Below are 25,347 nucleotides of genomic sequence, written 5' to 3' on the forward strand. Positions count from 1 at the left end.
ACAGTGTGTTCCTCGTTGTTGTTGTGTCTCGGGCTACCGATCCATCGCCGGGCGCTTGGGGTTGAAGGACCAGTTCGGGATCAGGCTCTGCATGGCCATCGCGTCGTCGCGGGCGCCCAGACCGTGCTCACAATACAGCCGATTCGCTTTCTCCACCTCGGCCATGTCGAGTTCGACGCCCAGGCCGGGCTTCTTCGGCACCTGCACGTGGCCGCGCGCGATCTGCAGCGGCTCTTTGGTCAGGCGCTGGCCGTCCTGCCAGATCCAGTGCGTGTCGATCGCGGTGACCTTGCCCGGCGCCGCAGCACCGACGTGGGTGAACATGGCGAGCGAGACGTCGAAGTGGTTGTTCGAGTGCGAACCCCAGGTAAGCCCCCAGTCGCGGCAGGTTTGCGCCACGCGCACGCTGCCGGCCATGGTCCAGAAGTGCGGGTCGGCCAGCGGGATGTCCACGCTTTGCAGCGAAAGCGCGTGCGAGAGCTGGCGCCAGTCGGTGGCGATCATGTTGGTGGCCGTGGGCAGGCCGGTGGCGCGGCGAAACTCGGCCATCACCTCACGGCCCGAGAAGCCGTCTTCCGCGCCGCAGGGGTCTTCGGCATACGCGACCACACCGCGCATGCGCTGGCCCAGGCGAATCGCGTCTTTCAGCCACCAGCCACCGTTCGGGTCGAGCGTGACGCGGGCGTCAGGGAAGCGTTCGTGCAAGGCGGTGACGGCGTCGACCTCTTCGTCGCCGCGCAGCACGCCGCCCTTGAGTTTGAAGTCGTTGAAGCCATAGCGTTCGCGCGCCGCTTCGGCCAGGCGCACCACGGCTTCGGGCGTCATGGCTTTCTCGTGGCGCAGGCGGCACCAGGCGTTGTCGGCGTCGGGTTCGCTGGCGTACGGCAGGCCCGTCTTCTTCTTGTCACCGACAAAGAAGAGATAGCCCAGCATCTCGACCGCGTCGCGCTGCTGGCCTTCACCGAGCAATGCGGCCACGGGCACCTCCAGATGCTGACCCAGCAGATCGAGCAACGCGGACTCCACCGCGGTGACGGCGTGGATGGTGGTGCGCAAGTCGAAGGTCTGCAGCCCGCGGCCGCCCGCGTCGCGGTCGGCAAACTGGGTCTGCAACCGTTGCAGCACGCGCTGGTGCGCGCCGATGGGCTGGCCCACCACCAGCCCGCGCGCATCCTCCAGCGTCTGGCGGATCTTCTCGCCGCCAGGCACCTCACCCAGCCCGGTGCGTCCCGCGCTGTCGGTAAGGATCAGCAGGTTGCGCGTGAAGAACGGCGCGTGCGCGCCGCTCAGGTTGAGCAACATGCTGTCGCGCCCGGCGACGGGGATGACGCGCAGGTCGGTGACGCGTGGAGTGGAGGCTTGGGACATACGGAGGTTCAAAGAGTGGGCATTGCCGGCGCGCGAGGTCCAACGTCCAGGGCTCTCGAGGATCCGGCTCCGCCGGTCCGAGAGTGCGCCCCCTGGTATAGGGGGTCGCGCGCAGCGCGGCGGGGGTAGGCCGATCAATCGGCCTTGATACCTCGGGTTTCGATCAGCTTCTTCCAGCGGGCGAACTCCGCGGCCTGGAAGGCGGTGAACTGCTCGGGCGTGTTGGCCACGATCTCGAAACCCAGTTCCAGCAGCTTGGGTTTGACTGCAGGGTCGTTGAGCGCGTCCTTGATGGCAGCCTGCAGCTTGTTCTTCAGATCCGCCGGCATGCCTTTGGGGCCGGCCACGGCCTGCCAGGAGTTCACGTTGGCGTCCTTGATGCCGAGTTCGTTGAGCGTAGGCACGTCGGGCAACAAAGGCGAGCGCTGGGCGCTGGTGATCGAGAGCGCGCGCAACTTACCGGCCTTGATCTGCGGCATGGCCGTGTTGATGTTCATGAAGGACGAGTCCACCTGGTTGCCCAGCAGGTCGGTCATCACCGGGCCGCCCCCCTTGTAGGCCACGTGCACGCCGGAGGTGCTGGTCTGCTGCCAATACAGCTCGGCGGTGAGGTGGTCGCTGCTGCCGTTGCCGGAGGACGCGAAGGTCATCTTGCCGGGGTTGGCCTTTTGGTAGGCCATGACGTCTGCCATGGATTTGTGCGGCGAGGCGGCGGGCACCACGAGCACGTTGGGCGCTTGCACGGCGACGGTGATGTAGTCGAGGTCCTTGGTGGCGTCGTAGGTGACCTTGGTGAGGTGCGGCGCGATGACGAAGGGGCCGAGGGACGACACGAACAGCGTGTGGCCATCGGGTGCCGATCGCACGACCTGGGTGGCGCCGATGGTGCCGGTGGCGCCGGGCTTGTTGTCCACCACGAAGGTGCCGCCGAATTTTTCCTGCAGCTTGGGCTGGAGGGTGCGGGCGATGAGGTCGGTGGAGCCACCCGGCGGGAAGGGCACGATGATGGTGACGGGCTTGTCGGGCCAGGCCAGGGCGGCGGTGAGTGTCATGGACGCGCCGAGCGCAATCAGCAACTTCTTCATCTGTCTTGTCTCCTGTCGGTGTGGATTTGGGTGGCGATGCAGCCCCATTTGGTACCGGTACCAAATGAAGTTGGAGCGCATGGTACCGGTACCAAATTGCGACGTCAACTGGTTTTTCCCCGGTGGGTTTTTCCGGCTTATTTCTTTTTTGCGCGTAGACCTCGCGGGCTCGGGCGGACAGGGCGCTCTGCTCCGCGGGTGTCCCCCGGGCCGGCTGCGCCGACCCTCCTCTTTTACCCCGCTGCGCAGAACGCCCTGCCCACCCGAGCCGAAGCCGTGTTTGCAGACCTGCACCCTGAATGCCTGACGAGTGCCAACGAGGTCATCGCTGGCAGGGGTGTCCGGCGCAGCGGGGTAAAGGCGGAGACCGGGGCGAAGCCCCGGGCGGGGGACACCCGCGGAGCCGGGCACCCCTGACGGCGATGACCGGACCGGCCGGAGACCACCGCACCCGAGCCCGAGCCCGAGCCCGAAGAAAAACTAAGTCGTATCCCGTTCGACGATGGAATACCCCACGTCCACCACCCGCTCCAACACCTCACGCCCCTCGGCCCGGTCGATCAGGCGCTGCGCCGCGATGCGCCCGATGTCCGCGCCATTGATGTGCACGGTGCTCAGCGCGGGCTCCATGTCGGCCACGAAAGGCGCATCGCCAAAGCCGATGATGGACAGCCGGCCCGGCACATCGATGCCGCGCACCCGCGCCTCCGTCACCACGCCCGAGGCCAGCAAATCCGAACTGCAGAACACCGCGTCCACCGCGGGGTCCAGCTCCAGCAGTTGCCCCAGCGCGTCGCGCCCGCTGCGGATCGAGCGCGAGGCACCCACGTTGATGACGCGCACCGGCACATCCACCAGGCCACTTTGCGCCACCTCCCCAGCAAAAGCCTTGGCCCGTCGGTCGGCGCGCTCGTCGTCCGCGCGAATCATCGCCAGCCGCCGTCGCCCCTTGCTCAGCAGGTATTTCGCCACGTCGCGGCCAATGTCCGCGTGCGAAAAACCCACCAGCATGTCGATCGGCGCGGGCGTGAGGTCCCAGGTCTCCACCACGGGAATGCCCGACGCCAGCAAGCGCGTGCGGCCCTTGTTCGAATGCAGGATGCCGGTGAGAAAAATCCCGTCGGGCCGCCGGCCGATGATGGCCTCCAGCAACGACTCCTCGCGGCTGGCCGAATAGCTCGACTGCCCCAGCATCAGTTGGTAGCCGGCGTCGAACAGCGTGCCGTTGAGCGACTCGATCGTCTCCATGAACACCGACATCACCGTGCTCGGCACCACCGCCGCGATCAGCCGGCTGCGCGAAGACGCCAGCCCGCCCGCCATGCGGTTGGGCACGTAGCCGGTCTTCTGCACCGCGTCCAGCACCTTCTGCCGCACGTCCACCGACACCGCCTCGGGCGTGTTGAGCACGCGCGACGCGGTGATCGGCGCGACGCCGGCCAGCTTGGCCACGTCGCGCAAGGTGATCGCCCCGCTGCCCCTGCGCGAACGTCGGTTGTTGTCGGATTCTTTCGTTTGCGGCATAAAATGGTACCGGTACCAAACACATTGCGATCGTAGCCTGAAACGGCTGCGACGCGCGCCGAATCATAGGAGATGCGCATGCCCGAGACACTGGCCCCAGCCACCACAGCCCCACCGCTGACCATCCGCATACATGCCACCGACAACGTGGCCATCGTGGCCAACGACGGCGGCCTGCCTGCGGGCACCGCCCTTCCCGAGAGCGGCCTGGTGCTGCGCGAGCGCGTGCCGCAGGGACACAAGGTGGCGCTGGTGGACCTGCCGCGTGGCGCGCCGGTGCTGCGCTACGGCATCCCGATCGGCCATGCGTTGGACGACATCGCGGCCGGCAGCTGGGTGCACGAACGCCTGCTGCAGATCCCCAGCGCGCGCGGGCTGGAGAACCTGCCCATGGCCACGGCAAAACCCGATCCCCAGCCGCCGCTGGAGGGCTACAGCTTCGAGGGCTACCGCAACCCGGACGGCTCGGTCGGCACGCGCAACATCCTGGCCATCACCCAGACTGTGCAGTGCGTGGCCGGCGTCACCGAGTTCGCGGTGCAGCGCATCAAGGCCGAACTGCTGCCCCGGTTTCCGAACGTGGACGACGTGGTGGCGCTGGAGCACGGCTACGGGTGTGGCGTGGCCATCGACGCGCCGGACGCCGTGATTCCGATCCGCACGCTGCGCCACATCAGCCTGAACCCGAACTTCGGTGGCGAGGTGATGGTGGTGAGCCTGGGCTGCGAGAAGCTGCAGCCCGAGCGCCTGTTGCCGCCCGGTTCGATTCCCCTGGTCGACGAGCGCAACGTGGCCGACGTGGGCACCAGCGCCGAGACCCGGCTCGATGTGGTCTGTCTTCAAGATGACGCGCACGTGGGCTTCATGAGCATGGTCGACGCCATCCTGCACCAGGCCGAAGAGCACCTGGAACGCCTGAACGCGCGCCGCCGCGAAACCGTGCCTGCCAGCGAGCTGGTGGTGGGCGTGCAGTGCGGTGGCAGCGACGCCTTCTCGGGCGTGACCGCCAATCCGGCCGTGGGCTTCTGCACCGACCTGCTGGTGCGCGCCGGCGCCAGCGTGATGTTCTCCGAGACCACCGAGGTGCGCGACGGCATCGCCCAGCTCACCGCGCGCGCGACCACGCCCGAGGTGGCCCAGGCCATGGTGCGCGAGATGGCCTGGTACGACAGCTACCTCCAGCGCGGCTCGGTGGACCGCAGTGCCAACACCACGCCCGGCAACAAGAAGGGCGGCCTCTCCAACATCGTGGAAAAGGCGATGGGCTCGATCGTGAAATCGGGCAGTGCGCCGATTTCGAACGTGCTTTCACCCGGCGACAAGCTCAGGCACAAGGGCCTCACCTACGCCGCCACGCCCGCAAGCGACTTCATCTGCGGCACGCTGCAACTGGCCGCCGGCATGAACCTGCACGTGTTCACCACCGGCCGCGGCACGCCCTACGGATTGGCGGCGGTGCCCGTGATCAAGGTGGCGACGCGCAGCGATCTCGCACGGCGCTGGCACGACCTGATGGACGTCAACGCCGGCACCATTGCCGACGGCAAGGCCAGCATCGAGGACGTGGGCTGGGAGTTGTTCCGCCTGATGCTGGACGTGGCCAGCGGTCGCAAGAAAACCTGGGCCGAGCAATGGAAACTGCACAACCAACTGGTGTTGTTCAACCCGGCGCCGGTGACGTGAGGGTCGAGGGTTCGTGCCGCGTCAAGGCCTGAGCGCCCGCGCGCATCGCACACCGGCAAAGACCGCTTGGCCGGCAGGTGCCCATCCGAGTAGCCGTCTTTGGGCCGTGTGAAGGTCCCTGCCGCGCAATGCTCGGCGTTCACATGGGGATAGATGGCGGTGATGACCTGAGAATTGCCCCCCACGCTGCGGCGGCTCGCCGTGGTGTCGTCCGGCGCAAAGACATAACCCGACGGGTAGACGCTGCCATACGTCAACACCTGAACGTCCATCTTGACCGTGTTGGCGTGGCACTCCCACCTTCACGCTCACCTTCGCGTCCGCCTCCGCAGGCGGCCAACACGACCACCAGGCTGGCGAGCCATCGGCGTGCGACCTTCAATGCAACATCGCCAACGGCCTTGCTCTTCTTTCACGGGCGGAAGGCGCGCACGCAACGCACCGGGATGCTCGAGCCGACACGGTCGAACCGAAGTTGGTTGGAATCCCCTCCAATTGAATACTGCTGCACCCAGGCGGGGGCCTGCCCCGCGGGCGCGGTGCTCGATGCGGTGGACGTCCAGTACACACTCGGGACCATTGCGTCGGCATACCCCTTCTTCACCAGATTCAGGAAGATGTTCTGCTGCCGCGGAGCCGCGCGCGATCCGCACCCGGATGCCGAGCCGTTGTCATCCACGCCCATCTCGCAGACCGATGGCAGGTACCAGTCGTCATAGCCTTCGTCGATGAAGGCGGAGCAGCGTCCGGCGGCGTAGGCCAGCGGGCTGTCGCGCAAGGCCTCGTAGTGCTTCACCACGGTTGCCGTGTTGCAAGCACCGTCGCTGGCGCCCACACAGGGCGCCACCGACAACTCGTCGACGCCGGCCATGGCATCGGCGTTGGTCGACCATGCGGGGTAGGCGGCCTCTTCTCGCCGGGCCATGACCTTGCCCCCTACGCTGCCGGTGTCGGGCGTGGTGTCGTCCAGGGCAAACACGTAGCCACCCTGGTGCAGGCTGCCGTATGTCAGCACCTGCACGGTGGGTGTGACGGTGTTGGTGTTGCTGCCGCGGATGGGCAGTGCCACCGGCGCGGTGGTGGCGGCTGCCCCCGGCGTCACGGTGAACGAGCAACTCTCCAGAGGGGCCAAGGTGCCACAATCGCCGACGACCGTGGTGTCCGCAGGGAGCACCACGGCCGGGTCCAGTGCCACGTTCTGTGCGGTGACATGGGTGCTGGTGTTGGTCACGGTCAGCACGCGCGGCGTGCCGGGAATGGCAGAGGGAAGCGCGGCCGGTTGGCGCGCGGCCAAGGCCAATTCGGACACGCTCACAGACAGCACAGCCTCTGGCGGGTTGCCGCCGCCGCCACAGGCAGAAAGCGACAACGAAACACAGGCGAGGATGGAAACCAGACCAAGATGGCGAACAAACATGGATACCCCCATAAGGTATTAATAAATTAAAGAAAAAGCCAAAAATTATAGATCTTTAAATTTACTTTTTTGCACTTATCCATGCCCTATCCTTCCGCCGCCCGGTTTCCCCACAACAAAGGGCTCCACATCCCGATCCCGTTGCGCAGCCCGTTGAAAGTCATCGCCCAGACGATGGCCGCCCTGCTGCTCGTGCTCGGGTTGGTCGGCTGCAAAAGCCTGCCGCGCGTGGTGCCCGACCTGGAGCGCCGCCCTCCGCCGGTGCGGCTGGAGGGCTCCCAGGGCCCGCTGTCGGCCGAGCGCAGTCGGGCCATCCTGGAACGCCTGCGCGCGAGCGGCCAGGGCAGCGACGTGCTGTCGCGCCACCTCGCGGTGGAGGAGGCTGTCGTCGGCAGCCCGCTGACGGTGGGCAACAAGGCGGTGCTACTGGAAGACGGCCCCGCCACCTACCGCGCGATGCTCGCGGCGATCGAGGCGGCCAAGGACCATATCCACCTGGAAACCTACATCCTGGACGACGACGACATCGGCCAGCAGTTCGCCAACGCCCTGATCGCCAAGCAGCGGCAAGGCGTTCAGGTGCTGCTGATCCACGACAGCGTGGGCACGCTGCGCACGCCCGACGCGTTCTTCCAGCGGCTCACGGACACGGGCATTCGGGTGCTGGAGTTCAACCCGCTCAATCCGGCGCTGGCGCGCACCACTTGGGAGCTCAACGAGCGCGACCACCGCAAGCTGCTCATCGTCGACGGGCGCATCGCGTTCCTCGGCGGTATCAACATCAGCGGGGTGTATTCCAGCGGGTCCTTCGCCTCAGGTGGCCGTAGCGGCACGGGCGACGGCAAGACGGATGACACACCCTGGCGCGATACGCATATCCAGTTGCAGGGACCGGTGGTGGCCGAATTCCAGAAGATGTTCCTCGACACCTGGAAAACCCAGAAGGGCGAGGCTTATACCGAGCGCGATTTCTACCCGACGCCAGATCTGGCCGGCCGCCATGTGGTGCGCGCCATCGCCAGTTCGCCTCAGGACAACTACAGCCAGATCTACGCCACGCTGCTGTCCGCGATCGGCAGCGCCGAATCGACGGTGTACCTGACCAACGCCTATTTCGCACCCGATCCGCAATTGCTCGAAGCCCTGCAGGATGCCGCGGCACGCGGCGTCGACGTGCGCCTGATCCTGCCCAGCAAGACCGACTCGTGGCTGATCTTTCATGCAGGGCGCAACTACTACACGCAGTTGCTCAAGGCGGGCGTGAAGATCTACGAACGACAGGGCGTGATCCTGCACACCAAGGCCGGCTTGATCGATGGCGTATGGTCCACCATCGGCTCGACCAACCTGGACTGGCGCAGCTTCCTGCACAACTACGAGGTGAACGCGGTGGTGCTGGGCACCGAGTTCGGTGATCAGCTGCAAAAGCTGTTCAACGCGGACCTGGCCGAGTCCAAACAGATCACCTTGCACGAGTGGACGCGCCGCGGACTGCTGCTGCGTGCCAAGGAGCTCTTTGCACGCGCCTGGGAATACTGGCTCTGAGAGGCTGAGAGTCTTTTTCTCATCCCCGCTCACCACCCCAAAAAAACGCTCAACCTCTGAGAACGCTCACCCGCCCGGCATGCGTGGCGCGGGGGGCGGCAAGGGCGAAGACAGAGGCGCCGCCGGTGGCGTGGGCTCCATCGGCGTGGAGGGCATCGGAGGCGGTGGCGCGGGCATGGGCGGCAAGGGCTCTTGCGTCACGAGTTCCCGGATGGTGCCGCCAGCGGCCACCGAGCCCGACACCTGGCCCTCACCGCGCGCCATGCGCTCGCAGCGCGCTTGGTCGGCCGGTGGATGCGCCTTGCAGCGCTGCAACGCGTTGCGCTCCAGTTCGGCAGCCGTTGGGCCGCGCAGGCCCTGGCGCAAGGCTTGCGCACGGTGGGCGCCGGCATCGCGCAGGCAACTGGTGCGGTCCTGGTTGGGGCTGAGCGCCTGGCAGGCGGCGCGGTCGCTTTTGTAGGCCGCTTCGATGGCCGCCTTCTCCGAGGGTGTGACGGCCCAGGCAGCGGGCAGGCAGACCGCGAAAACCGCCGTGGCCAGCCAGGTGCGCGAATGGACCGAGAAAGATGTTGACATGGTGTGACCTCCTGAAACGAAGTGGCGCCATGAAGGGTCGCCGCCTCTGGAAGTCCCATGCTAGGAAGGCCCGTGCAGGGCGTCTGTAGGCCCCGTCCGACCCGGGCCTCGGAGATTCACTCCCAGTGCAGCTCGAGCAGCTTCCAGCCGTCGCCCTCCAGGCGCCACTGCAGCCGCACGGCATAAGGCTGCGCGCGTTCGGGGATGAGGCCCTGAGCCCCGGTCACCACCACCTTCGCCTCGGTGTGGCCGACCTGCGAAGTACCGCTGTCGATGCGGCTGTTGCGCGAAACAGCCAGGATCTTGATGGTGGCGTAGCGCATGAAGGTCAAGGTCATGGTGCGCTGGGCCCATTCGCGGCCCATGCCCTCGCCAGCCTGGAAATTCGGGTGCAGCTGGTCCATGACCGCGCTGGCCTTCCTGGCCTCCAGGTTGTCTTGCAGTTGCTGCACGGCGGCATCGAGGGCGGTCTTGGGGTCGGTCTTGCCGCAACCGGCCAGGGACAGCGCCACCAACGCGAGAACACACAGGCGACGCAACGGGGAAGTGGCGGCAAGGAAACGCATGTCTTGAAAGTCCTTCACGATGCTCTCAGGCCACGAGATCGAGCACGAGCTCGGCGGGCCGGCACAGGCGCGCACCCTTGGACGTGACCACGATGGGCCGGTTCATCAGAATGGGATGGGCCAGCATCGCATCGACGAGTTGCGCGTCCGTGGCACCCGGTGCATCCAGCCCCAGCTCGACGAACAAGGGCTCCTTGCGGCGCACGATGTCGATCACGGCTTGGCCCGTGGCGGCAATGACCTGGAGCAGCGTGTCGCGCGAAGGTGGCGTCTTCAGGTACTCGATCACCTCGGGCTCGATGCCGCGCTCGCGCAGCAGCGCCAAGGTGTTGCGCGAGGTGCCGCACCGGGGGTTGTGGTAGATCGTGACCGGACGGTTCATGTTCGCTTTCTCGCAGACAGGAGGAGGGAAAAGTTCAGAGCATAGGCCGCATCGCGCGCGCCGTGTCCTGCAGCACCGGCAGGATGCGCTTGACCGCGACCTCGGTCGACTCGTTGTTCATCGGCATGGTCACGCTCAACGCGCCCAGCAGCGCGTCGTTGTGGTCGTACAGCGGCACGGCAATGCCGCGGAAGTTCACCTCCAGCTGCTGCTCGGAAATCGCCCATCCCCGTTCGCGTGTATGGGCGATCGACTGGCGCAACACGTCCTTGTCGATCACGGAGTGGGAGGTGAAAGGGCGCAAGATCTGGCGCTGGAGCCAGGGATCCGAAAAGGCGCTGCCCATTGCGCCCAGAATCGCCAGGCCCGCGGCCGTCAGGTGCGCCTGCACGCGCGAACCCAGCATGTAACCGGTGTTGAAGTGGCGGTGGGTGCCACTGCGCGCGATGTACACGACTTCGTCACGGGCCAGCACCGCGGCAAACGCGGTCTCGCCCGTGCCGGCGGTCACGCGCTGCAGGTAGGGCTGCACGGCGCGCGGCAGACGCGCCGACTCCAGATAGGCCTGGCCCAGGCGCAGGATGCGGGGTGCCAGCCAGTACAGCTTGCCATCGGTGTCCATGTAGCCCATGTGCGCCAGCGTGAGCAAGTGGCGCCGAGCCGCCGTGCGCGTCATGCCACAGCGCGCGGCGACCTGGGTGGCCGTCAGGCGCGGGTGCTCGGCATCGAACACCTCGATGATCGACAAGCCCTTCTCCAGCCCGGCGATCCAGTCGCGGCGGTCCAGCTCGGCGCCGCCTCCGGGGGTTGCCATAGCGGAAATCAAAGGTCGGGATGCGCCCATGGCGTGCGATGATCGTTCACATTGGATCAATGATCGTAACGTCCTGAGCAACGGCATCGCGATTGCCGCCGCGCACTGGCCTATATTTCCTTCACCCTTCCCAAGAACCGTGGAGACCCGTGATGAGTGATTTCCTGCTCAACCCGCAGGCAGACCGAGAACCCTTGCAGGCCTCGTTCAGCGATGCGGCCAACCCGCTGGGCCTGGACGGCATCGAATTCATCGAATACGCCACCGCCAAGCCCCAGGCCCTGGGTCAGGTGCTGGAGACGATGGGCTTTCGCCCGGTGGCGCGGCACCGCTCGCGCGAGGTGCTGCTGTACCGCCAGGGCGGCCTCAACATCGTGGTGAACGCCAACCCGGTGGACGCGCTGGGCGCGGGCCACGGCAGCGAGACGCCGGCCATCTCGGCCATGGCGCTGCGCGTGCGCGACGCGCGCGCCGCTTACCACTATGTGCTGGAGCGCGGTGCCTGGGCGGTGCCGACACATGCCGAGGTCATGGAGCTCAACATTCCGGCGATCCATGGCGCGGGCGGCAGCCGCATCTACTTCGTGGACCGCTACCAGGAGTTCTCGATCTACGACGTGGACTTCGTGCCCATTCCCTCGGTGGACCAACGCCCGCCAGCCACCGCGGGCATCCACTTCTTCGGTGTCGTGCAATACATCGGGCCAGGCCGCAGCAACGACTGGATCGCGTTCTACAACGAGCTCTTCGGCACCGAGCTGATTCCCGACGAGCAGCGCTTCGGCATCATGCCCAAGGGCACCTTGCTGCGCACGCCCTCGGTGAACCCCGCGCAAAGCTTCATGCTGCAGCTGATCGAGCCCGAGGTGAACGTGGTCGACGTCGACGAGCGCCTGCAGCGCATCGGCCTGGGCGTGCCCGATGTGCTCGAAGCGGTGAAAGCCCTGCGCGCGCTGGGGGTGGAGTTCGTCGAGACCCAGGCAGCCCATACCGAACAGCGCGGCGCGATCAGCAAGACCTACCTGGGCTCGGTGGTGTTCGAGCTGGTCCACAGCGAAAAGGCTTGACGCCATGGCCACACCGAACCGCGCCGAGATCGAAGCCCTGAGCGGCTTCGGCATGGACACCATCACCCTTGCCGGTCCACTGGAAGCGAAGCTCGCGGCCATGCGCGAGGCCGGGTTCACGCAGGTCATGCTCAAGGCCAACGACCTCGTCGGCCACCCCGGTGGACTGAACGCCGCTGTGCAGGCCGTGAAAGACAGCGGCCTTCGCGGCACGGGCTTTCAGGTGCTGCGCGATTTCGAAGGTCTGTCCGGCCACCTGCACCACTACAAGATCGACATCGCCAAGAGCATGCTGGAGATGTGCGCGGCGCTGGGCTGCGAGGTCTTGCTCGCGTGCTCCTCGACGTCGGTGCACGCCACGCAAGACCTCGACCACATCGCGCGCGACCTGCGCAAGCTCGCCATGCTGGCCATTCCCTTCGGCATCCGCATCGCCTACGAAGGCTTGTCCTGGGGGCGCACCGTCAACGAATTCACCACCGCGTGGGACGTGGTCTGCCGCGCCGACTGCCCCAACCTGGGGTTGGGCATCGACTCGTTCCACATCTTCGCGGCCAAGACGTCGCTGGAAGAAATCGACTACCTCGACCCCTCAAAAATCTTTCTGGTGCAGCTGGCCGACTTCATGTGGCAAGAGACCCGGACGTTCGAAGAACGCATGACCACCGCGCGCACCTTCCGCGTCTTCCCCGGCGAGGGCGTGCACAGCGAGCAGCTCGCCGAACTGGTGCTCAAGCTCGACGCGCTCGGTTACGCGGGGGACTACAGCTTCGAAGTCTTCAATGACGACTACCAGCAGATGCCCCTGCCCATGGTCGCCGAACGTGCGCGCCGCTCCGCGCTCTGGCTGGCCGAGGACGTGATGCGTCGATCAATGCCGCTGCCCAACCAGATGCGGTTGAAGACGGCTCGCGGCTGACCGGTCAGGCCGGCAGCATCGGGCCAGACTCTGCGGGCAAGGTCCACCAGAAGCGCGCGCCCTGTCCTGGCTCGCAAGCCGCACCCACCGAGCCACCATGCCACTCGACCACGCGCTTGACCACCGTCAGGCCCAGGCCCGTGCCCCCGACCTTGCGCTCGTCCAGGCGCGAGAACGGCTGGAACAATTCGCCCGACTTGGCCGGGTCGAAGCCTGGACCGTTGTCCGACACCGTGAAGCGCCAGAATGGCCCTTCGCGGGCCACATCGAGCTGCACACGCAAGCCGCCGTCACCGGCGCCGAACTTCAGGGCATTGCCCACGAGGTTCATCACCACATGCTGCATGAGGCTCGCTTCTGCCTGCACCACCGGCATGGGGTGCGCGCTTACCGCCTGTGCCGCTTGCGGATACTGCAAAGCCAACGAACCCAGGCACTCCTGCACCAGGGCCTGCATGTCCACTGGCGAGAGTTCGGGTGGACCGTGGTCCACGCGGGCGAGGTTGAGCAGGTTGTTGACCATGGTCGAGGCGCGCATCGCCTCGATGCGGATTCTCTCCAGACAATGTTGCGCGTCGGCCGGACGACCCGCGTGGTATTCCGCCAGCGCCGCCTCGGCCAGGCCTGCGGTGTTGCGCAACGGACCGCTCAAGTCGTGCGACACCATGCCGGCAAACGAACGCAGGCCCCGCACCATTTCTTCCAGTTGCTGCGTGCGACTGCGCACGCTGTCTTCCAGCGAGTCGGTCAGCTGCTGCAAGGCCTGCTCGGCCTTCACGCGCTCCCGAAGTTCGCGCGCGATGACTTTCGATTCGCGTTGCTGGATCAGGGTCATGACGAACACGTACGCGATGCTGATGGGCAAGGGCGTGAGTTTGCGGAAGTTCAGCAACCCCATGTCGGTGGCCATGGCGACCACCAGCAGCAGCGGATACCCGAGAAACAGCACCGCCAGCACGATCTGCCCGGTCCAGCGCTCGCGCCACCACACCGAGACCAGCCAGATGGATGTCGCTACGAAGATCGCGGCAATCGTCATCGGACCGGCGAAAGCCCAGCCGTTCAGCAGCACGCTCATGGCCAACACCATCAGCGGCGCGCACACCACGACGGACAGGAACACCTGCAGCGGCGACACCTTCTGCTGCCGCGAGAAACTGGCGTTCAGCCCGGCCAGCATGGCCGCCATCGCCAACAGCCCCAACAAGGAACCCACCGGGCCGGCCGCGTCGTCACTGAGCCAGCCCAGCGCCACCAATGAGCCGATGCTGCACTGCGTCGTGCCGAACAACACCGCCGACCCCGCCAGCCACTTCACATAGGGCCAGGAGCGAGCACTGGCATAGGCCAGGAAAGTCGCGCCCAGCATGGCGATCAGGATCGCGGAGAGGATCCGGATATCGATGAAGAACTGCAATACCGACAGGGTCACGTGGAGTCTTCCAGCACGGGGAAACGGGTGAGAGGTCCCTCCATGGGCAACCGCCGCAGTGTAGAACAGGGCGCCGCCCCCGGCTGTCAACCTTCTCATGACGTCCCGGGTCATGGATGTCGTGCGACCGCGCAGGCACAGTGAGGCCATCGACAACAAGGAGCTTCACATGACAGACCTCAGCACACTCCCCCTGGCCGTCGGGCACATGATCGGCCTGGGTGCCCTCGGTTCCTGCATCGGCATCGGCATCATGGCCAGCCGGTACCTCGAAGCCTCGGCGCGGCAACCCGAGATGATGGAAGCCCTGCAGCCCAAGGTCTTCCTGCTCGCGGGCTTGCTGGACGGCGCCTTCATCATCGCGGTGGCGCTGGGCGTGTGGTTCGCGCTGGCCGCGCCATTCGCGGCCTGATGCGCCCCATGGCGAAAGGGCGTCACGCGGTGGTGGCGGGCACGGCCCACCCGGCCCTGCTGCGCGAATTGCTCACCCACCACGGTATCCAGCGCACGACCCTTCTCACGACGCGCCGGTTTTTGCGCATGCCCGCTGGCATGGACAACGCCGTGCTCGACGCCCACCGCTGGAGCGAAGGCCTGCCCTGCGCAGACCACGCCCTGTTGCTCTTCGGCGCGGTGCGGCGTGAGCGCGAAGCCTTGCTGTGGCACCCGCGGCGCGCCGACCTCGTGGCCCTGGCCACCGCATTGCACGGGCGTGGTGTCCGCACCCTGCAACTGGTGCTTCCGGGCGGCGTAGAGCCTTTGAGCACGGCAGAGCGGCGCGCCCTGAAGCAACTGGGGTTCGACCAGAGCGCCCGTGCACTGGCGCCCTCGTCCGTGGCCCCCACCAGCGGCTCATGGCCCGCGCGCCTGGCGGCGGGCATGATCCACATCATCCTGCTGTCGATGCAACAGGTCTCCGCTGCACAGGTGCGCCGGGGCCGAACACGCACACCCTGACTGTCCACGCATCAAAGGCTATGTTCGGAAAATGGTTGTTCACGTTTAAATTGCACACAATTTAATTGATCGATAGACTCCCATCCCATGAACACCGCGCGCATCTACAGCGATCAGGCCCTGCAACTAGACCACCAGCTCTGCTTCGCCCTGTACTCGGCTTCGCTGGCCATGACCAAGCTGTACAAGCCATTGCTGGAAGGCATCGGGCTTACCTACCCACAGTACCTCGCCATGCTGGTGCTGTGGGAGCAGGACGGCGTGACGGTATCGGAACTCGGCGAGCGCCTGTACCTCGATTCGGGCACGCTCACCCCCTTGCTCAAGCGACTCGAAGCCGCCGATCTCGTGACGCGCCTGCGCGACGTGGAAGACGAACGCCGCGTGTTGATCCGCCTCACCGCCGCCGGGCGCAAACTCAAGGGCCGTGCCACGCGCATTCCGGCATGCGTATTGGAAGCCTCGCAATGCGAGGTGTCCGAAGCCATGGCCTTGACGCAGCAAGTGCGGGCCCTGCGCGACCGCCTGAGCACCTGACTGCCGTTCTCTTTCGACCTTTCTCAACCCCGCTTCTCACAAGCACCCACCACCAGGAGTTTGACCATGCCCACCTCCCTCGACAAAGTTCTGTACACCGCGCGCGCCCACACCACCGGTGGCCGCGAAGGCGCTTCGCGCAGCGACGACGGCCTGCTCGACGTGAAGCTCTCCCCACCCAAGGCCATGGGCGGCGCGGGCAACGCGACCAACCCCGAACAGCTGTTCGCCGCCGGCTACTCCGCCTGCTTCATGGGGGCGCTCAAGCACGTGGCCGGCATGAAGAAGGTGGCCGTGCCGGCCGACGCATCGATCGACGCCGAAGTCGACATCGGCCCGATCCCGGCCGGCTTCGGCATCGCGGCCCGCCTGGCCGTGAGCCTGCCCGGCGTGGACCGCGCCGTGGCACAGGATCTGGTGGACACCGCGCACAAGGTATGCCCCTACTCCAACGCCACACGCGGCAACATCGATGTGACGATCACACTGAAGTAAGCCCTCTATCCAGCGCACACCCATAAAAGCAAAGGCCCACCCGTTAGCGCCGGGTGGGCCTTTATCTTGCTGTTCGAGGCGCTGGCCTCATCCCTTGGCACAGCCTGGTGCCCGCGCCCGAACACCGACTGGCCGCACGACCGATCAAGCCATCGAGGGCGCCTGGGCCGAGGCAGGCAGGCCGAAGACGCGATCGAACAGCAGATTGAACACGTATGTGTAGATCAGAAAAAACACGATCAGGCCAAGATCGAGCACGAAGGCCTGCCAGAGCGAGATCTCCAGCCACCAGGCGAACAGCGGCACCAGCGTGACGACCAAGCCTCCTTCGAAGCCCACCGCGTGCGCGACGCGGCGCCAGAAGCCACGGCCCTTCTTGGTCTGGCGGGACTCCCAGCGCTCGAACAAAGTGTTGAACACCAGGTTCCAGACAACTGCGATGGCCGAAGCCGCCACAGCGGCCACGCTCGCATGACCCATTTCACTGCCCGACAACAGCGCCAGACCGGCAGTGGACATGGCAATGGCGATGATTTCGTAAAGGGTGATGTAGACGACTTTGCGTTTGATGCCTTGCATTGCGGACTTTCTCGAAAAAGCAGCGACCCCACCGCTCAGGTGGGCAATGGCGGCATGTTAAGACGGGTTTTCTGATGAAAAAAGTCAGAAGATTTCAGAATTTCTGATAATTTGCCACCCATGGCTTTTTCCAGCGACAACGTCCGCGTGTTTCTCGCCGTGCTCGACAGCGGCTCGTTCTCAGCCGCGGCACGCTTGCTGGGCCGCGTGCCGTCGGCGGTAAGCATGACGATCGCCAACCTGGAAGCCGAGCTGGACCTGGAACTGTTCGACCGCAGTTCGCGCGAACCGAAACCCACCGATGTGGCGCGCGCGCTGGAGCCGCAAGCGCGCCAACTCGCCAGCCAGTTGCGCCAGCTGCAGGCCCACGCCGAGGGCTTGCACCAGGGGTTAGAGCGTCAGCTCACGGTCGCCATCGCGCCCGAATTGCTGTCGGCGCCATGGAGCGAGCCGCTGGCGGTACTGGCGTCGGAGTTCCCAGCCTTGATCGTGGAGGTGTTGTCCGCGCCGCAGTCCGATGCGCTGCGCATGCTGCACGCGGGCGATGCGCATCTGGCGCTCGTGTTCGAGCGGCCCGGTACCGACGAACGCGAGGGCTTCCAGGAGCTCGGCCTGGAGACCCTGGTCGCCGTCATTTCCCCATCGCACCCCGAAGCGCAGGCACGCCAAGGCGCATTTCAACTCAACGACCTGATCGACATCCGCCAGATTGCGGTGGTGAGCCGCGACCCGAAAGGACGCGACCCGCGCCTGCTGCTGGCGCGCCATATCTGGCGCACCGACAGCCACCTGGCCACACTGCGGCTGGTGCAGGCGGGTCTGGGCTGGGCGTATTTGCCGCGCAGCCTGGTCGAACCGCTGGTGTCATCGGGGAGCCTGGTGGAAATCCGTTTCAACAACATCAGCAACGAGCTGCGCGTCTGGGTCGATGTGGTGTGGCACATCGATAGGCCCATGGGCCTGGGCGCCAAGCGCTTCATCGAACTGATGCGCAAGGCTGCCAGCCAGCCGGCAGCCGAAGCCTGAGCGCGGTCCTGTCTAACGGGGGATGGACCTGTGGGCTGCTGCCGGTTGCGTTGACACCGACCTAAGCTTCTTGGACTGCCCCTGGTCCGGTAGACAAACCCCGCCTATCCTTTGAGCATAGGAGGAAGTGCGATGAGCACCCAAAGGTTTTCACCAGAATTCAAGGAAGAGGCAGTCAAACAGGTCGTCGAACGCGGTTACACCGTGCCCGATGTGGCCGCCCGTTTAGGCGTGTCAGCACACAGTCTGTACAAGTGGGTCAAGGCCGTTGCGCCAGACAAGTCCGAGCAGCAATCCAAGGAGTTGCTGGAGGCCAAGAGCGAAATTCTTCGGCTGCGTGCCCAGATGCGCCGCATTGAAGAGGAGCGCGACCTACTAAAAAAAGCCGCGCGGTACTTTGCCAGGGAGCCCGAGTGAAGTACCGCTTCATGATCGAACATCGTCATGAATTTGCCCTGAGCCTGATGTGCAGGGTGCTGCAGGTGGCGCGCGCAGGCTTCTATGCATGGCTGCAATGCCCGCAGTCCGAGCGGGCCAAAGACGACGCTCGGCTGCTTGAAATGATTCGAAATTCATACGCAGCAAGTCACGGCGTCTATGGTGCTCGGCGGGTGTTTGCAGATCTTCGCGAGGCGGGTGAAACCTGCGGCCTGCATCGTGTGGAGCGCCTCATGCAGCGCCACAAGATCAAGGCTGTGCGTGGCTACAAGAAGCCTCGATCGATTGCAGGAAGACCCTCCCTCATTGCGCCAAACCACCTGCAACGCGAATTCACGGTGGACGCGCCCAACAAGGTCTGGGTCACCGACATCACCTACATCCGGACCTGGCAAGGCTGGCTGTATCTGGCGGTGGTCTTGGACCTCTACGCCCGCAAGGTAGTGGGCTGGTCCATGAAGCCCTCGTTGAGCAGAGAGCTCGCGTTGGACGCTGTGCTGATGGCCGTGTGGCGTCGAAAGCCCCAACAGCGGGTCATTGTGCACAGCGACCAGGGCAGCCAGTACGGAAGTGACGACTTCAAGCGGTTTTGTTCAGCCCACGACCTCGAGCCGAGCATGAGCAGACGGGGGAACTGCTGGGACAATGCCGTTGCCGAGTCCTTCTTCAGCAGCCTGAAGAAAGAGCGCATCCAGAAGCGCATTTACAAGACCAGGGACCTGGCACGCTCCGATGTCTTCGACTACATCGAAGCGTTCTACAACCGAACCCGCCGCCACAGCCACCTGGGCGGCGTCAGTCCCGAAGCGTTTGAACGCGCTTCGGCTTGAGGCGACGGTTTGTCTACTAGACCGGGGGCAGTCCATCTTGAGCTTGTTCGAACTGTACGGGACTGAGATAGCCGAGTGTCGAATGCCGACGCGTCGGGTTGTAGAAGCACTCGATGTAGTCGAACACGTCTGAGCGGGCCGGCCCTCGCGTCCGATACACCTTGCGGGCTATGCGCTCGGTCTTGAGCGAACTGAAGAAGCTCTCCATGGCCGAGTTGTCCCAGACCTCACCGGCCCGGCTCATGCTGCAAGTGATGCCCTGTTCATCCAGCAGCTTCTGGAAGTGCTCGCTGGTGTACTGGCTGCCCTGGTCGGAGTGGTGCAGCAGGGCCACGGGCTTGCCCCGGCGCCACACTGCCATCATCAGCGCGTCCACCACGAGCTGCGAGGTCATGCTCTCCTGCATCGACCATCCCACGATGCGACGGGAGTACAGGTCCAGCACCGCCGCCACATACAGCCAACCCTCGGCTGTCCAGATATAGGTGAAATCGGCCACCCACTTCTGGTTCGGGCCGTCGGCCTGGAACTGGCGGTCCAGCACGTTGTCGGCTATTGCGCTGCGCACGCCACGGTCCTTGGGCAGTCCGCGTCGTCGGGGCCGAGCACGCAGTGCCTGCTCTCGCATGAGCCGCTCGATGCGGTGCAGGCCACAAGCCAGGCCTTGCGCCAGAACGTCGTGCCACACGCGTCGTGCGCCATAGGTGCGGTCGCTGCGCACGAAGCTCTGACGCACCTGCGCGCCCAGCACCTCGTCGCTAAGGCTGCGTCGGCTCCTGGGCCGCGTGAGCCAGGCGTAGAAGCCGCCCCGCGAGACACCGAGCGCCCCGCACATCAGATTGACCAGCCAGGCCCCTCGGTGTTTCGCCACGAAGCCGAACTTCACATCGACTCCTTCGCGAAGTAGGCCGCGGCTTTTTTCAGGATGTCGCGCTCCATCTTGAGCTTGGCCACGTCCTTGCGTAGCCGCGCTATCTCAGCATCCTGGGCCTTCTGTTTGCCGTTGACTCTGTCCCCGGATTTCGAACCGTTCGGTTACAGAGAGAACCGCCATGATGAAGGCCCCAAGTGGGCAGGAGCATGTCGTGAAGAAGAGCAAGTTCACCGAGGAGCAGATCGCCTTTGCCCTCAAGCAAGCCGAGCTGGGAACGCGGGTTGAGGAGGTCTGTCGCAAGATGGGCATCAGCGACGCGACGTTTTATGTGTGGAAGAAGCGTTACGGCGGTGTCGGCCCGTCTGAGCTGAGGCGGTTGCGCCAACTCGAAGAAGAGAACCGCAAGCTCAAGCAGATCGTGGCCGACCTGAGCCTGGACAAGGCGATGCTGCAGGCGGTGGTCGCAAAAAAGCTTTGAGGCCTTCCCAGCGCCGCGAGTTGGTGCCCGAGTTGATGCAACGCTTTGGTTGCAGCCAGCGCAATGCTTTGCGCGTGGTGAAGATGTCGGCCTCGACCTATCTCTACGTCTCGCAACGCAAGGACGAGGGTTTGCTCAAAGCGCGCATCAAGGAGATCACCGACACGCGAGTGCACTACGGCTATCGCCGGGTGCATGTGATGTTGCGCAGAGAGGGCCACATGGACAACGTGAAACGGGTGTATCGCCTCTACCGTGAGGAGGGACTGTCGCTGCGCCTCAAGCGCCCTCGGCGCAACAAGGCCGCCAAGCTCAGGCAACCGAAGCATCTTGCCCACGCGATCAATGAGATCTGGAGCATGGATTTCGTGGCCGATGCGCTCTTCGATGGTCGCAAGCTGCGCATGCTCACTGTTGTCGATCTGTTCACGCGCGAGAGCCTTGCCATCGACGTTGGTCAAAGCCTCAAGGGTGAGGACGTCGTGCGTGTGCTCACGGCGATCACACAGGAGCGAGGGCTGCCGCGCACGATCAAGTCTGACAATGGCAGCGAGTTCATCTCCAAGGTGATGGACAAGTGGGCGTACGAGCGCTGAATCGCCCCGGGATTCGCGGAGGCTGTTTGGTTTAAGTCAGGCCACCACCTCGGTGTTCTGACTGGCGAGTTGCCGGTAGTAGTTTGCCTCAGCCTCTGCTGGCGGTATGTACCCGATGGGTTCGAGCAGGCGATGGTGGTTGAACCAGGACACCCATTCAAGGGTCGCCAGCTCCACCGCCTCCTTGGTCTTCCATGGCGCTCGACGGTGAATCAACTCGGCCTTGTAGAGCCCGTTGATGGTCTCTGCCAAGGCGTTGTCGTAGCTGTCGCCCTTGCTGCCCACAGACGGCTCGATGCCGGCCTCAGCCAGCCGTTCGGAGTATCGGATGCTGACGTATTGAGAGCCCCTGTCGCTGTGGCATATCAGGCTTCCATCGCGCTCTGGCTGCCGGGCGTACAGGGCCTGCTCCAGCGCATCGAGCACGAAGTCCGTACGCATTGAACTGCTCACCCGCCAACCCACGATGCGTCGGGCAAACACGTCGATGACAAAGGCCACATAGAGCCAGCCCTGCCAGGTCGAGACATAGGTGAAGTCGCTGACCCAAAGCTGGTTGGGCCGCTCGGCCCGGAACTGCCGGTTCACGCGGTCCAGCGGGCAAGGTGCCTTGGCATCACTGATGGTGGTGCGCACGACCTTGCCACGCATCACACCGCGCAGCCCGAGCTTGCGCATCAAGCGCTCGACCGTGCAGCGAGCCACAGACACGCCTTCGCGGGCCAGTTGCCGCCACACCTTGTCGGCACCATAGACCTGCATGTTGGCCTGCCAGACACGTTCAATCTGTGGCATTAGCATCTCGTCGCGCTGCGCCCGGGCGCAGCGCTTGTGGGGCTCTCGCTGTTGCGCAGCGTGCCTTCGATATGCCGATGGGGCGACCTGCAAGACCTTGCAGAGCGGCTCGACCCCGAAGGCATCGCGATGCTTGTCGATGAAGTCCTTCAGGACTTGAGCCGGCGGTCGAGCTCCGCTTGGGCGAAAAACGCGCTGGCCAGCTTCAATATCTCATTGGCCCGGCGCAGCTCCTTGACCTCGCGCTCCAGCTCCTTCATCCGCTGAGCCTCGCTGGTCGTGACGCCCTCACGCACACCGGCATCGACCTCGGCGCGCTTGACCCATTCGTTCAAGGTCTGCGGCACGCAGCCAATCTTGGGCGCAATGGACTCAATGGCCGCCCACAGCGACGGGTACTCTCTACGGTGCTCTTGCACCATCCTCACTGCCCGCTCACGCACCTCGGGCGAAAACTTGTTCGACTTGCTCATGGCTCAATCCTCTCAGAGTGTTGAGCCTCCTCAAAACCCGGGGCGATTCACGCAGGGTGGAGCTTGACTTCAGCCGCCCGGGCAAGCCGACCGACAACGCCAATGTGGAGAGTTTCAACGGGCGGCTGCGCCAGGAGTGCCTCAATGCCACCTGGTTCATGTCGCTCGACGATGCTCGGGGCAAGATCGAGGCATGGCGCCAGTACTACAACGAGAGTCGTCCCCACTCCGCGCTAGACTGGGCGACACCCGCCGAATTCGCCCGTCGTTGCAGGCAACTCCCCGCAACGACGATCTCAGAGGAGCCGGAAATCTCTACTTCCGGGCGGTACTGAATCGGGTACAGGGTCAAGAGCCGGAAATCCCTACTTCCGGGCGGTACTGAATCGGGTACAGCGTCAGACAGGGTCAATCAACATGTGCGACCCAGCCGCTTACCTAGAAGAAACCGGACAGCTACTTACATTGAATTCCGATAAAGCCATAAAGCCCAAACCCCCAAGTACGAGGAGTACGAGGGGGTTTGGGTGGCTTGGTAAGAGCCTGACGATGACCTACTTTCACACGGGAACCCGCACTATCATCGGCGCAAAGGCGTTTCACTGTCCTGTTCGGGATGGGAAGGAGTGGTACCACCTCGCTATGGTCGTCAGGCATAACTTGTTGTTCTAGTTGTGCACACGCACGACCGGAACGAATTCATAGAGCTTCGAATCAGCTATTTTGATTGCAGCCAACGAGAAACTCATTGCTGAGTTCTCAGGCATAACATGACTTTTAGTCAGATGACATTTGACCTTGATGATTTTCATCAAAGTTATAGGGTCAAGCCGCACGAGCAATTAGTATCAGTTAGCTTAACGCATTACTGCGCTTCCACACCTGACCTATCAACGTCCTGGTCTTGAACGACTCTTTAGGGGGCTCAAGGCCCCGGCAGATCTTATCTTGGAACGAGTTTCCCGCTTAGATGCTTTCAGCGGTTATCTCTTCCGCACTTAGCTACCCGGCAATGCCACTGGCGTGACAACCGGTACACCAGAGGTGCGTCCACTCCGGTCCTCTCGTACTAGGAGCAGGCTTCCTCAAATCTGCAGCGCCCACGGAAGATAGGGACCAAACTGTCTCACGACGTTTTAAACCCAGCTCACGTACCTCTTTAAATGGCGAACAGCCATACCCTTGGGACCGGCTACAGCCCCAGGATGAGATGAGCCGACATCGAGGTGCCAAACACCGCCGTCGATATGAACTCTTGGGCGGTATCAGCCTGTTATCCCCAGAGTACCTTTTATCCGTTGAGCGATGGCCCTTCCATACAGAACCACCGGATCACTATGTCCTGCTTTCGCATCTGCTCGACTTGTCAGTCTCGCAGTTAAGCACGCTTATGCCATTGCACTATTAGCACGATGTCCGACCGTACCTAGCGTACCTTCGAACTCCTCCGTTACGCTTTGGGAGGAGACCGCCCCAGTCAAACTGCCTACCATGCACTGTCCCCGATCCAGATAATGGACCTAGGTTAGAACCTCAAACACACCAGGGTGGTATTTCAACGTTGGCTCCACCGGAACTAGCGTCCCGGCTTCAAAGCCTCCCACCTATCCTACACAGATCTGTTCAAAGTCCAATACAAAGCTACAGTAAAGGTTCATGGGGTCTTTCCGTCTTTCCGCGGGGAGATTGCATCATCACAAACATTTCAACTTCGCTGAGTCTCAGGAGGAGACAGTGTGGCCATCGTTACGCCATTCGTGCAGGTCGGAACTTACCCGACAAGGAATTTCGCTACCTTAGGACCGTTATAGTTACGGCCGCCGTTTACTGGGACTTCGATCAAGAGCTTGCACCCCATCAATTAATCTTCCAGCACCGGGCAGGCGTCACACCCTATACGTCCACTTTCGTGTTTGCAGAGTGCTGTGTTTTTAATAAACAGTCGCAGCCACCAATTTTTTGCAACCCATTCATGCTCAGATGTTCTCATCACATTACTAGGGCACACCTTCTTCCGAAGTTACGGTGTCAATTTGCCGAGTTCCTTCTCCTGAGTTCTCTCAAGCGCCTTAGAATACTCATCTCGCGCACCAGTGTCGGTTTGCGGTACGGTCAATTACAAGCTGAAGCTTAGTGGCTTTTCCTGGGACCTCGTTCAGTTACTTCGCAAGCAAGCTCGCTCGATCGACAGCCTCGGTATATGACACGCGGATTTGCCTACGTGTCGCCTACATCTGTCTAAACCGGCACATCCAACCGCCGGATAACCTATTAAGATCCGTCCCCACATCGCACTTGTAATCGGTACAGGAATATTGACCTGTTTCCCATCAGCTACGCATCTCTGCCTCGCCTTAGGGGCCGACTCACCCTACGCCGATGAACGTTGCGTAGGAAACCTTGCGCTTACGGCGAGGGGGCTTTTCACCCCCTTTAACGCTACTCATGTCAGCATTCGCACTTCTGATACCTCCAGCATCCTTTACAAGACACCTTCACAGGCTTACAGAACGCTCTCCTACCACTTGCAATAAATTGCAAATCCGCAGCTTCGGTAACTGGCTTAGCCCCGTTACATCTTCCGCGCAGGACGACTCGATCAGTGAGCTATTACGCTTTCTTTAAATGATGGCTGCTTCTAAGCCAACATCCTGACTGTTTTAGCCTTCCCACTTCGTTTCCCACTTAGCCAATTTTAGGGACCTTAGCTGGCGGTCTGGGTTGTTTCCCTCTTGAGTCCGGACGTTAGCACCCGGTGCTCTGTCTCCCAAGCTGTACTCATCGGTATTCGGAGTTTGCCTTGGTTTGGTAAGTCGCCATGACCCCCTAGCCAAAACAGTGCTCTACCCCCGACGGTAATACTTGAGGCACTACCTAAATAGTTTTCGGAG

The 25,347-nt window shown here is 63.7% G+C and carries 21 protein-coding genes, 2 rRNA genes, 3 pseudogenes and 1 other annotated feature (1 of these 27 running past the window's edge); of the genes and pseudogenes, 12 read left to right on the forward strand and 14 right to left on the reverse strand.

All coding sequences use genetic code 11. The annotated features are described in order from the left end of the window. Positions 1–33: 33 nt before the first annotated feature. The 3 genes from gudD to F9K07_RS26515 all read right to left on the reverse strand — a co-directional run bounded on the left by gudD (position 34) and on the right by F9K07_RS26515 (position 3,977). On the reverse strand, positions 34–1,368 hold the full coding sequence (gene gudD, locus F9K07_RS26505) for a glucarate dehydratase (protein WP_159596255.1): 1,335 nt from the start codon (positions 1,366–1,368) through the stop codon (positions 34–36). Positions 1,369–1,502: 134 nt separating this feature from the next. Further along, positions 1,503–2,453 (reverse strand): Bug family tripartite tricarboxylate transporter substrate binding protein, encoded by a 951-nt coding sequence (locus F9K07_RS26510; RefSeq protein WP_159596256.1) that lies wholly within the window; start codon positions 2,451–2,453, stop codon positions 1,503–1,505. Positions 2,454–2,933: 480 nt separating this feature from the next. Beyond that, positions 2,934–3,977: a LacI family DNA-binding transcriptional regulator gene (locus F9K07_RS26515; RefSeq protein WP_159596257.1), complete on the reverse strand. Its 1,044-nt coding sequence runs from the start codon at positions 3,975–3,977 to the stop codon at positions 2,934–2,936. Between the two features lie 78 nt (positions 3,978–4,055). Here F9K07_RS26515 and garD point away from each other — a divergent pair, with 78 nt between their 5' ends. Then, the gene (gene garD / locus F9K07_RS26520) at positions 4,056–5,660 is read left to right on the forward strand and encodes a galactarate dehydratase (protein ID WP_159596258.1); all 1,605 of its coding nucleotides are present in this window, start codon (positions 4,056–4,058) and stop codon (positions 5,658–5,660) included. 412 nt (positions 5,661–6,072) lie between these two features. On the opposite strand, the gene F9K07_RS26525 is transcribed toward garD, so the two are convergent. Further along, positions 6,073–7,077, reverse strand: coding sequence for a hypothetical protein (locus tag F9K07_RS26525; RefSeq protein ID WP_159596259.1), 1,005 nt, complete (start codon positions 7,075–7,077; stop codon positions 6,073–6,075). Between the two features lie 81 nt (positions 7,078–7,158). On the opposite strand from F9K07_RS26525, the gene cls reads away from it, so the two are divergent. Beyond that, a complete protein-coding gene (cls, locus tag F9K07_RS26530) occupies positions 7,159–8,622 on the forward strand; it encodes a cardiolipin synthase (protein ID WP_236581585.1) in 1,464 nt (487 codons plus the stop codon). A 66-nt stretch (positions 8,623–8,688) separates the two neighbouring features. Here the strand turns inward: cls and F9K07_RS26535 are convergent, their stop codons facing one another. From F9K07_RS26535 to F9K07_RS26550, 4 genes are all read right to left on the reverse strand, one after another. After that, positions 8,689–9,198 carry a hypothetical protein gene (locus F9K07_RS26535; RefSeq protein ID WP_159596260.1) on the reverse strand — a complete coding sequence of 170 codons (510 nt, stop codon included), beginning with the start codon at positions 9,196–9,198 and terminating at the stop codon, positions 8,689–8,691. Positions 9,199–9,314: 116 nt separating this feature from the next. Then, entirely contained in the window at positions 9,315–9,764 is a 450-nt protein-coding gene (locus F9K07_RS26540; protein WP_159596261.1) for a hypothetical protein, read from the reverse strand. Between the two features lie 25 nt (positions 9,765–9,789). After that, positions 9,790–10,146 carry an arsenate reductase (glutaredoxin) gene (arsC, locus tag F9K07_RS26545; protein ID WP_159596262.1) on the reverse strand — a complete coding sequence of 119 codons (357 nt, stop codon included), beginning with the start codon at positions 10,144–10,146 and terminating at the stop codon, positions 9,790–9,792. Positions 10,147–10,180: 34 nt separating this feature from the next. Further along, positions 10,181–10,960: an IclR family transcriptional regulator domain-containing protein gene (locus tag F9K07_RS26550; RefSeq protein WP_159596263.1), complete on the reverse strand. Its 780-nt coding sequence runs from the start codon at positions 10,958–10,960 to the stop codon at positions 10,181–10,183. Between the two features lie 152 nt (positions 10,961–11,112). Here F9K07_RS26550 and F9K07_RS26555 point away from each other — a divergent pair, with 152 nt between their 5' ends. Next, complete coding sequence (locus F9K07_RS26555; protein ID WP_159596264.1) at positions 11,113–12,027, forward strand: 4-hydroxyphenylpyruvate dioxygenase; 915 nt, start codon at positions 11,113–11,115, stop codon at positions 12,025–12,027. Between the two features lie 4 nt (positions 12,028–12,031). Beyond that, entirely contained in the window at positions 12,032–12,946 is a 915-nt protein-coding gene (locus tag F9K07_RS26560; protein WP_159596265.1) for a sugar phosphate isomerase/epimerase family protein, read from the forward strand. A gap of 4 nt (positions 12,947–12,950) precedes the next feature. Here F9K07_RS26560 and F9K07_RS26565 read toward each other — a convergent pair whose 3' ends face one another. Next, entirely contained in the window at positions 12,951–14,378 is a 1,428-nt protein-coding gene (locus tag F9K07_RS26565; protein WP_159596266.1) for a sensor histidine kinase, read from the reverse strand. A gap of 169 nt (positions 14,379–14,547) precedes the next feature. On the opposite strand from F9K07_RS26565, the gene atpE reads away from it, so the two are divergent. The 4 genes from atpE to F9K07_RS26585 all read left to right on the forward strand — a co-directional run bounded on the left by atpE (position 14,548) and on the right by F9K07_RS26585 (position 16,367). Next, positions 14,548–14,790 carry a F0F1 ATP synthase subunit C gene (gene atpE / locus F9K07_RS26570; RefSeq protein WP_159596267.1) on the forward strand — a complete coding sequence of 81 codons (243 nt, stop codon included), beginning with the start codon at positions 14,548–14,550 and terminating at the stop codon, positions 14,788–14,790. Between the two features lie 8 nt (positions 14,791–14,798). Then, complete coding sequence (locus F9K07_RS26575) at positions 14,799–15,335, forward strand: hypothetical protein (RefSeq protein ID WP_159596268.1); 537 nt, start codon at positions 14,799–14,801, stop codon at positions 15,333–15,335. Between the two features lie 87 nt (positions 15,336–15,422). Further along, positions 15,423–15,872, forward strand: coding sequence for a MarR family winged helix-turn-helix transcriptional regulator (locus F9K07_RS26580; protein WP_159596269.1), 450 nt, complete (start codon positions 15,423–15,425; stop codon positions 15,870–15,872). 66 nt (positions 15,873–15,938) lie between these two features. Next, on the forward strand, positions 15,939–16,367 hold the full coding sequence (locus F9K07_RS26585; protein ID WP_159596270.1) for an organic hydroperoxide resistance protein: 429 nt from the start codon (positions 15,939–15,941) through the stop codon (positions 16,365–16,367). 144 nt (positions 16,368–16,511) lie between these two features. On the opposite strand, the gene F9K07_RS26590 is transcribed toward F9K07_RS26585, so the two are convergent. Further along, positions 16,512–16,946 carry a PACE efflux transporter gene (locus F9K07_RS26590; RefSeq protein WP_159596271.1) on the reverse strand — a complete coding sequence of 145 codons (435 nt, stop codon included), beginning with the start codon at positions 16,944–16,946 and terminating at the stop codon, positions 16,512–16,514. Between the two features lie 120 nt (positions 16,947–17,066). On the opposite strand from F9K07_RS26590, the gene F9K07_RS26595 reads away from it, so the two are divergent. Together F9K07_RS26595 and F9K07_RS26605 are read left to right on the forward strand one after the other, a co-directional pair. Continuing rightward, entirely contained in the window at positions 17,067–17,972 is a 906-nt protein-coding gene (locus F9K07_RS26595) for a LysR family transcriptional regulator (protein WP_159596272.1), read from the forward strand. Between the two features lie 132 nt (positions 17,973–18,104). Beyond that, positions 18,105–19,240 (forward strand): IS3 family transposase gene (locus F9K07_RS26605; protein WP_201451459.1). Its coding sequence is split into 2 segments (ribosomal slippage): positions 18,105–18,357 and positions 18,357–19,240, totalling 1,137 coding nucleotides; the frame shifts between segments, so codons are not numbered across the junction. A 16-nt stretch (positions 19,241–19,256) separates the two neighbouring features. On the opposite strand, the pseudogene F9K07_RS26610 reads toward F9K07_RS26605, so the two are convergent. Next, positions 19,257–20,224, reverse strand: a pseudogene (locus tag F9K07_RS26610) (IS3 family transposase); the annotation flags it as partial. Positions 20,225–20,325: 101 nt separating this feature from the next. Here F9K07_RS26610 and F9K07_RS26615 point away from each other — a divergent pair. Beyond that, positions 20,326–21,182: pseudogene (locus tag F9K07_RS26615) on the forward strand (IS3 family transposase); the annotation flags it as partial. A gap of 42 nt (positions 21,183–21,224) precedes the next feature. On the opposite strand, the gene F9K07_RS26620 reads toward F9K07_RS26615, so the two are convergent. Next, positions 21,225–22,456 (reverse strand): IS3 family transposase gene (locus tag F9K07_RS26620; RefSeq protein WP_442907340.1). Its coding sequence is split into 2 segments (ribosomal slippage): positions 21,225–22,165 and positions 22,165–22,456, totalling 1,233 coding nucleotides; the frame shifts between segments, so codons are not numbered across the junction. Continuing rightward, positions 22,062–22,178: a sequence feature (AL1L pseudoknot), on the reverse strand. (Overlaps the previous gene by 117 nt.) Positions 22,457–22,512: 56 nt before the next feature. Between F9K07_RS26620 and F9K07_RS26625 the strand changes: the two are divergent. Then, positions 22,513–22,791 (forward strand): annotated as a pseudogene (locus tag F9K07_RS26625) (integrase core domain-containing protein); the annotation flags it as partial. Positions 22,792–22,997: 206 nt separating this feature from the next. On the opposite strand, the gene rrf reads toward F9K07_RS26625, so the two are convergent. Then, a 5S ribosomal RNA gene (gene rrf / locus F9K07_RS26630) occupies positions 22,998–23,110 on the reverse strand. A 167-nt stretch (positions 23,111–23,277) separates the two neighbouring features. After that, a 23S ribosomal RNA gene (locus tag F9K07_RS26635) occupies positions 23,278–25,347 on the reverse strand (it continues 809 nt past the right edge of the window).

Source organism: Hydrogenophaga sp. BPS33 (assembly GCF_009859475.1).
In the GTDB taxonomy this organism is placed as follows: Bacteria; Pseudomonadota; Gammaproteobacteria; order Burkholderiales; family Burkholderiaceae_C; genus Hydrogenophaga.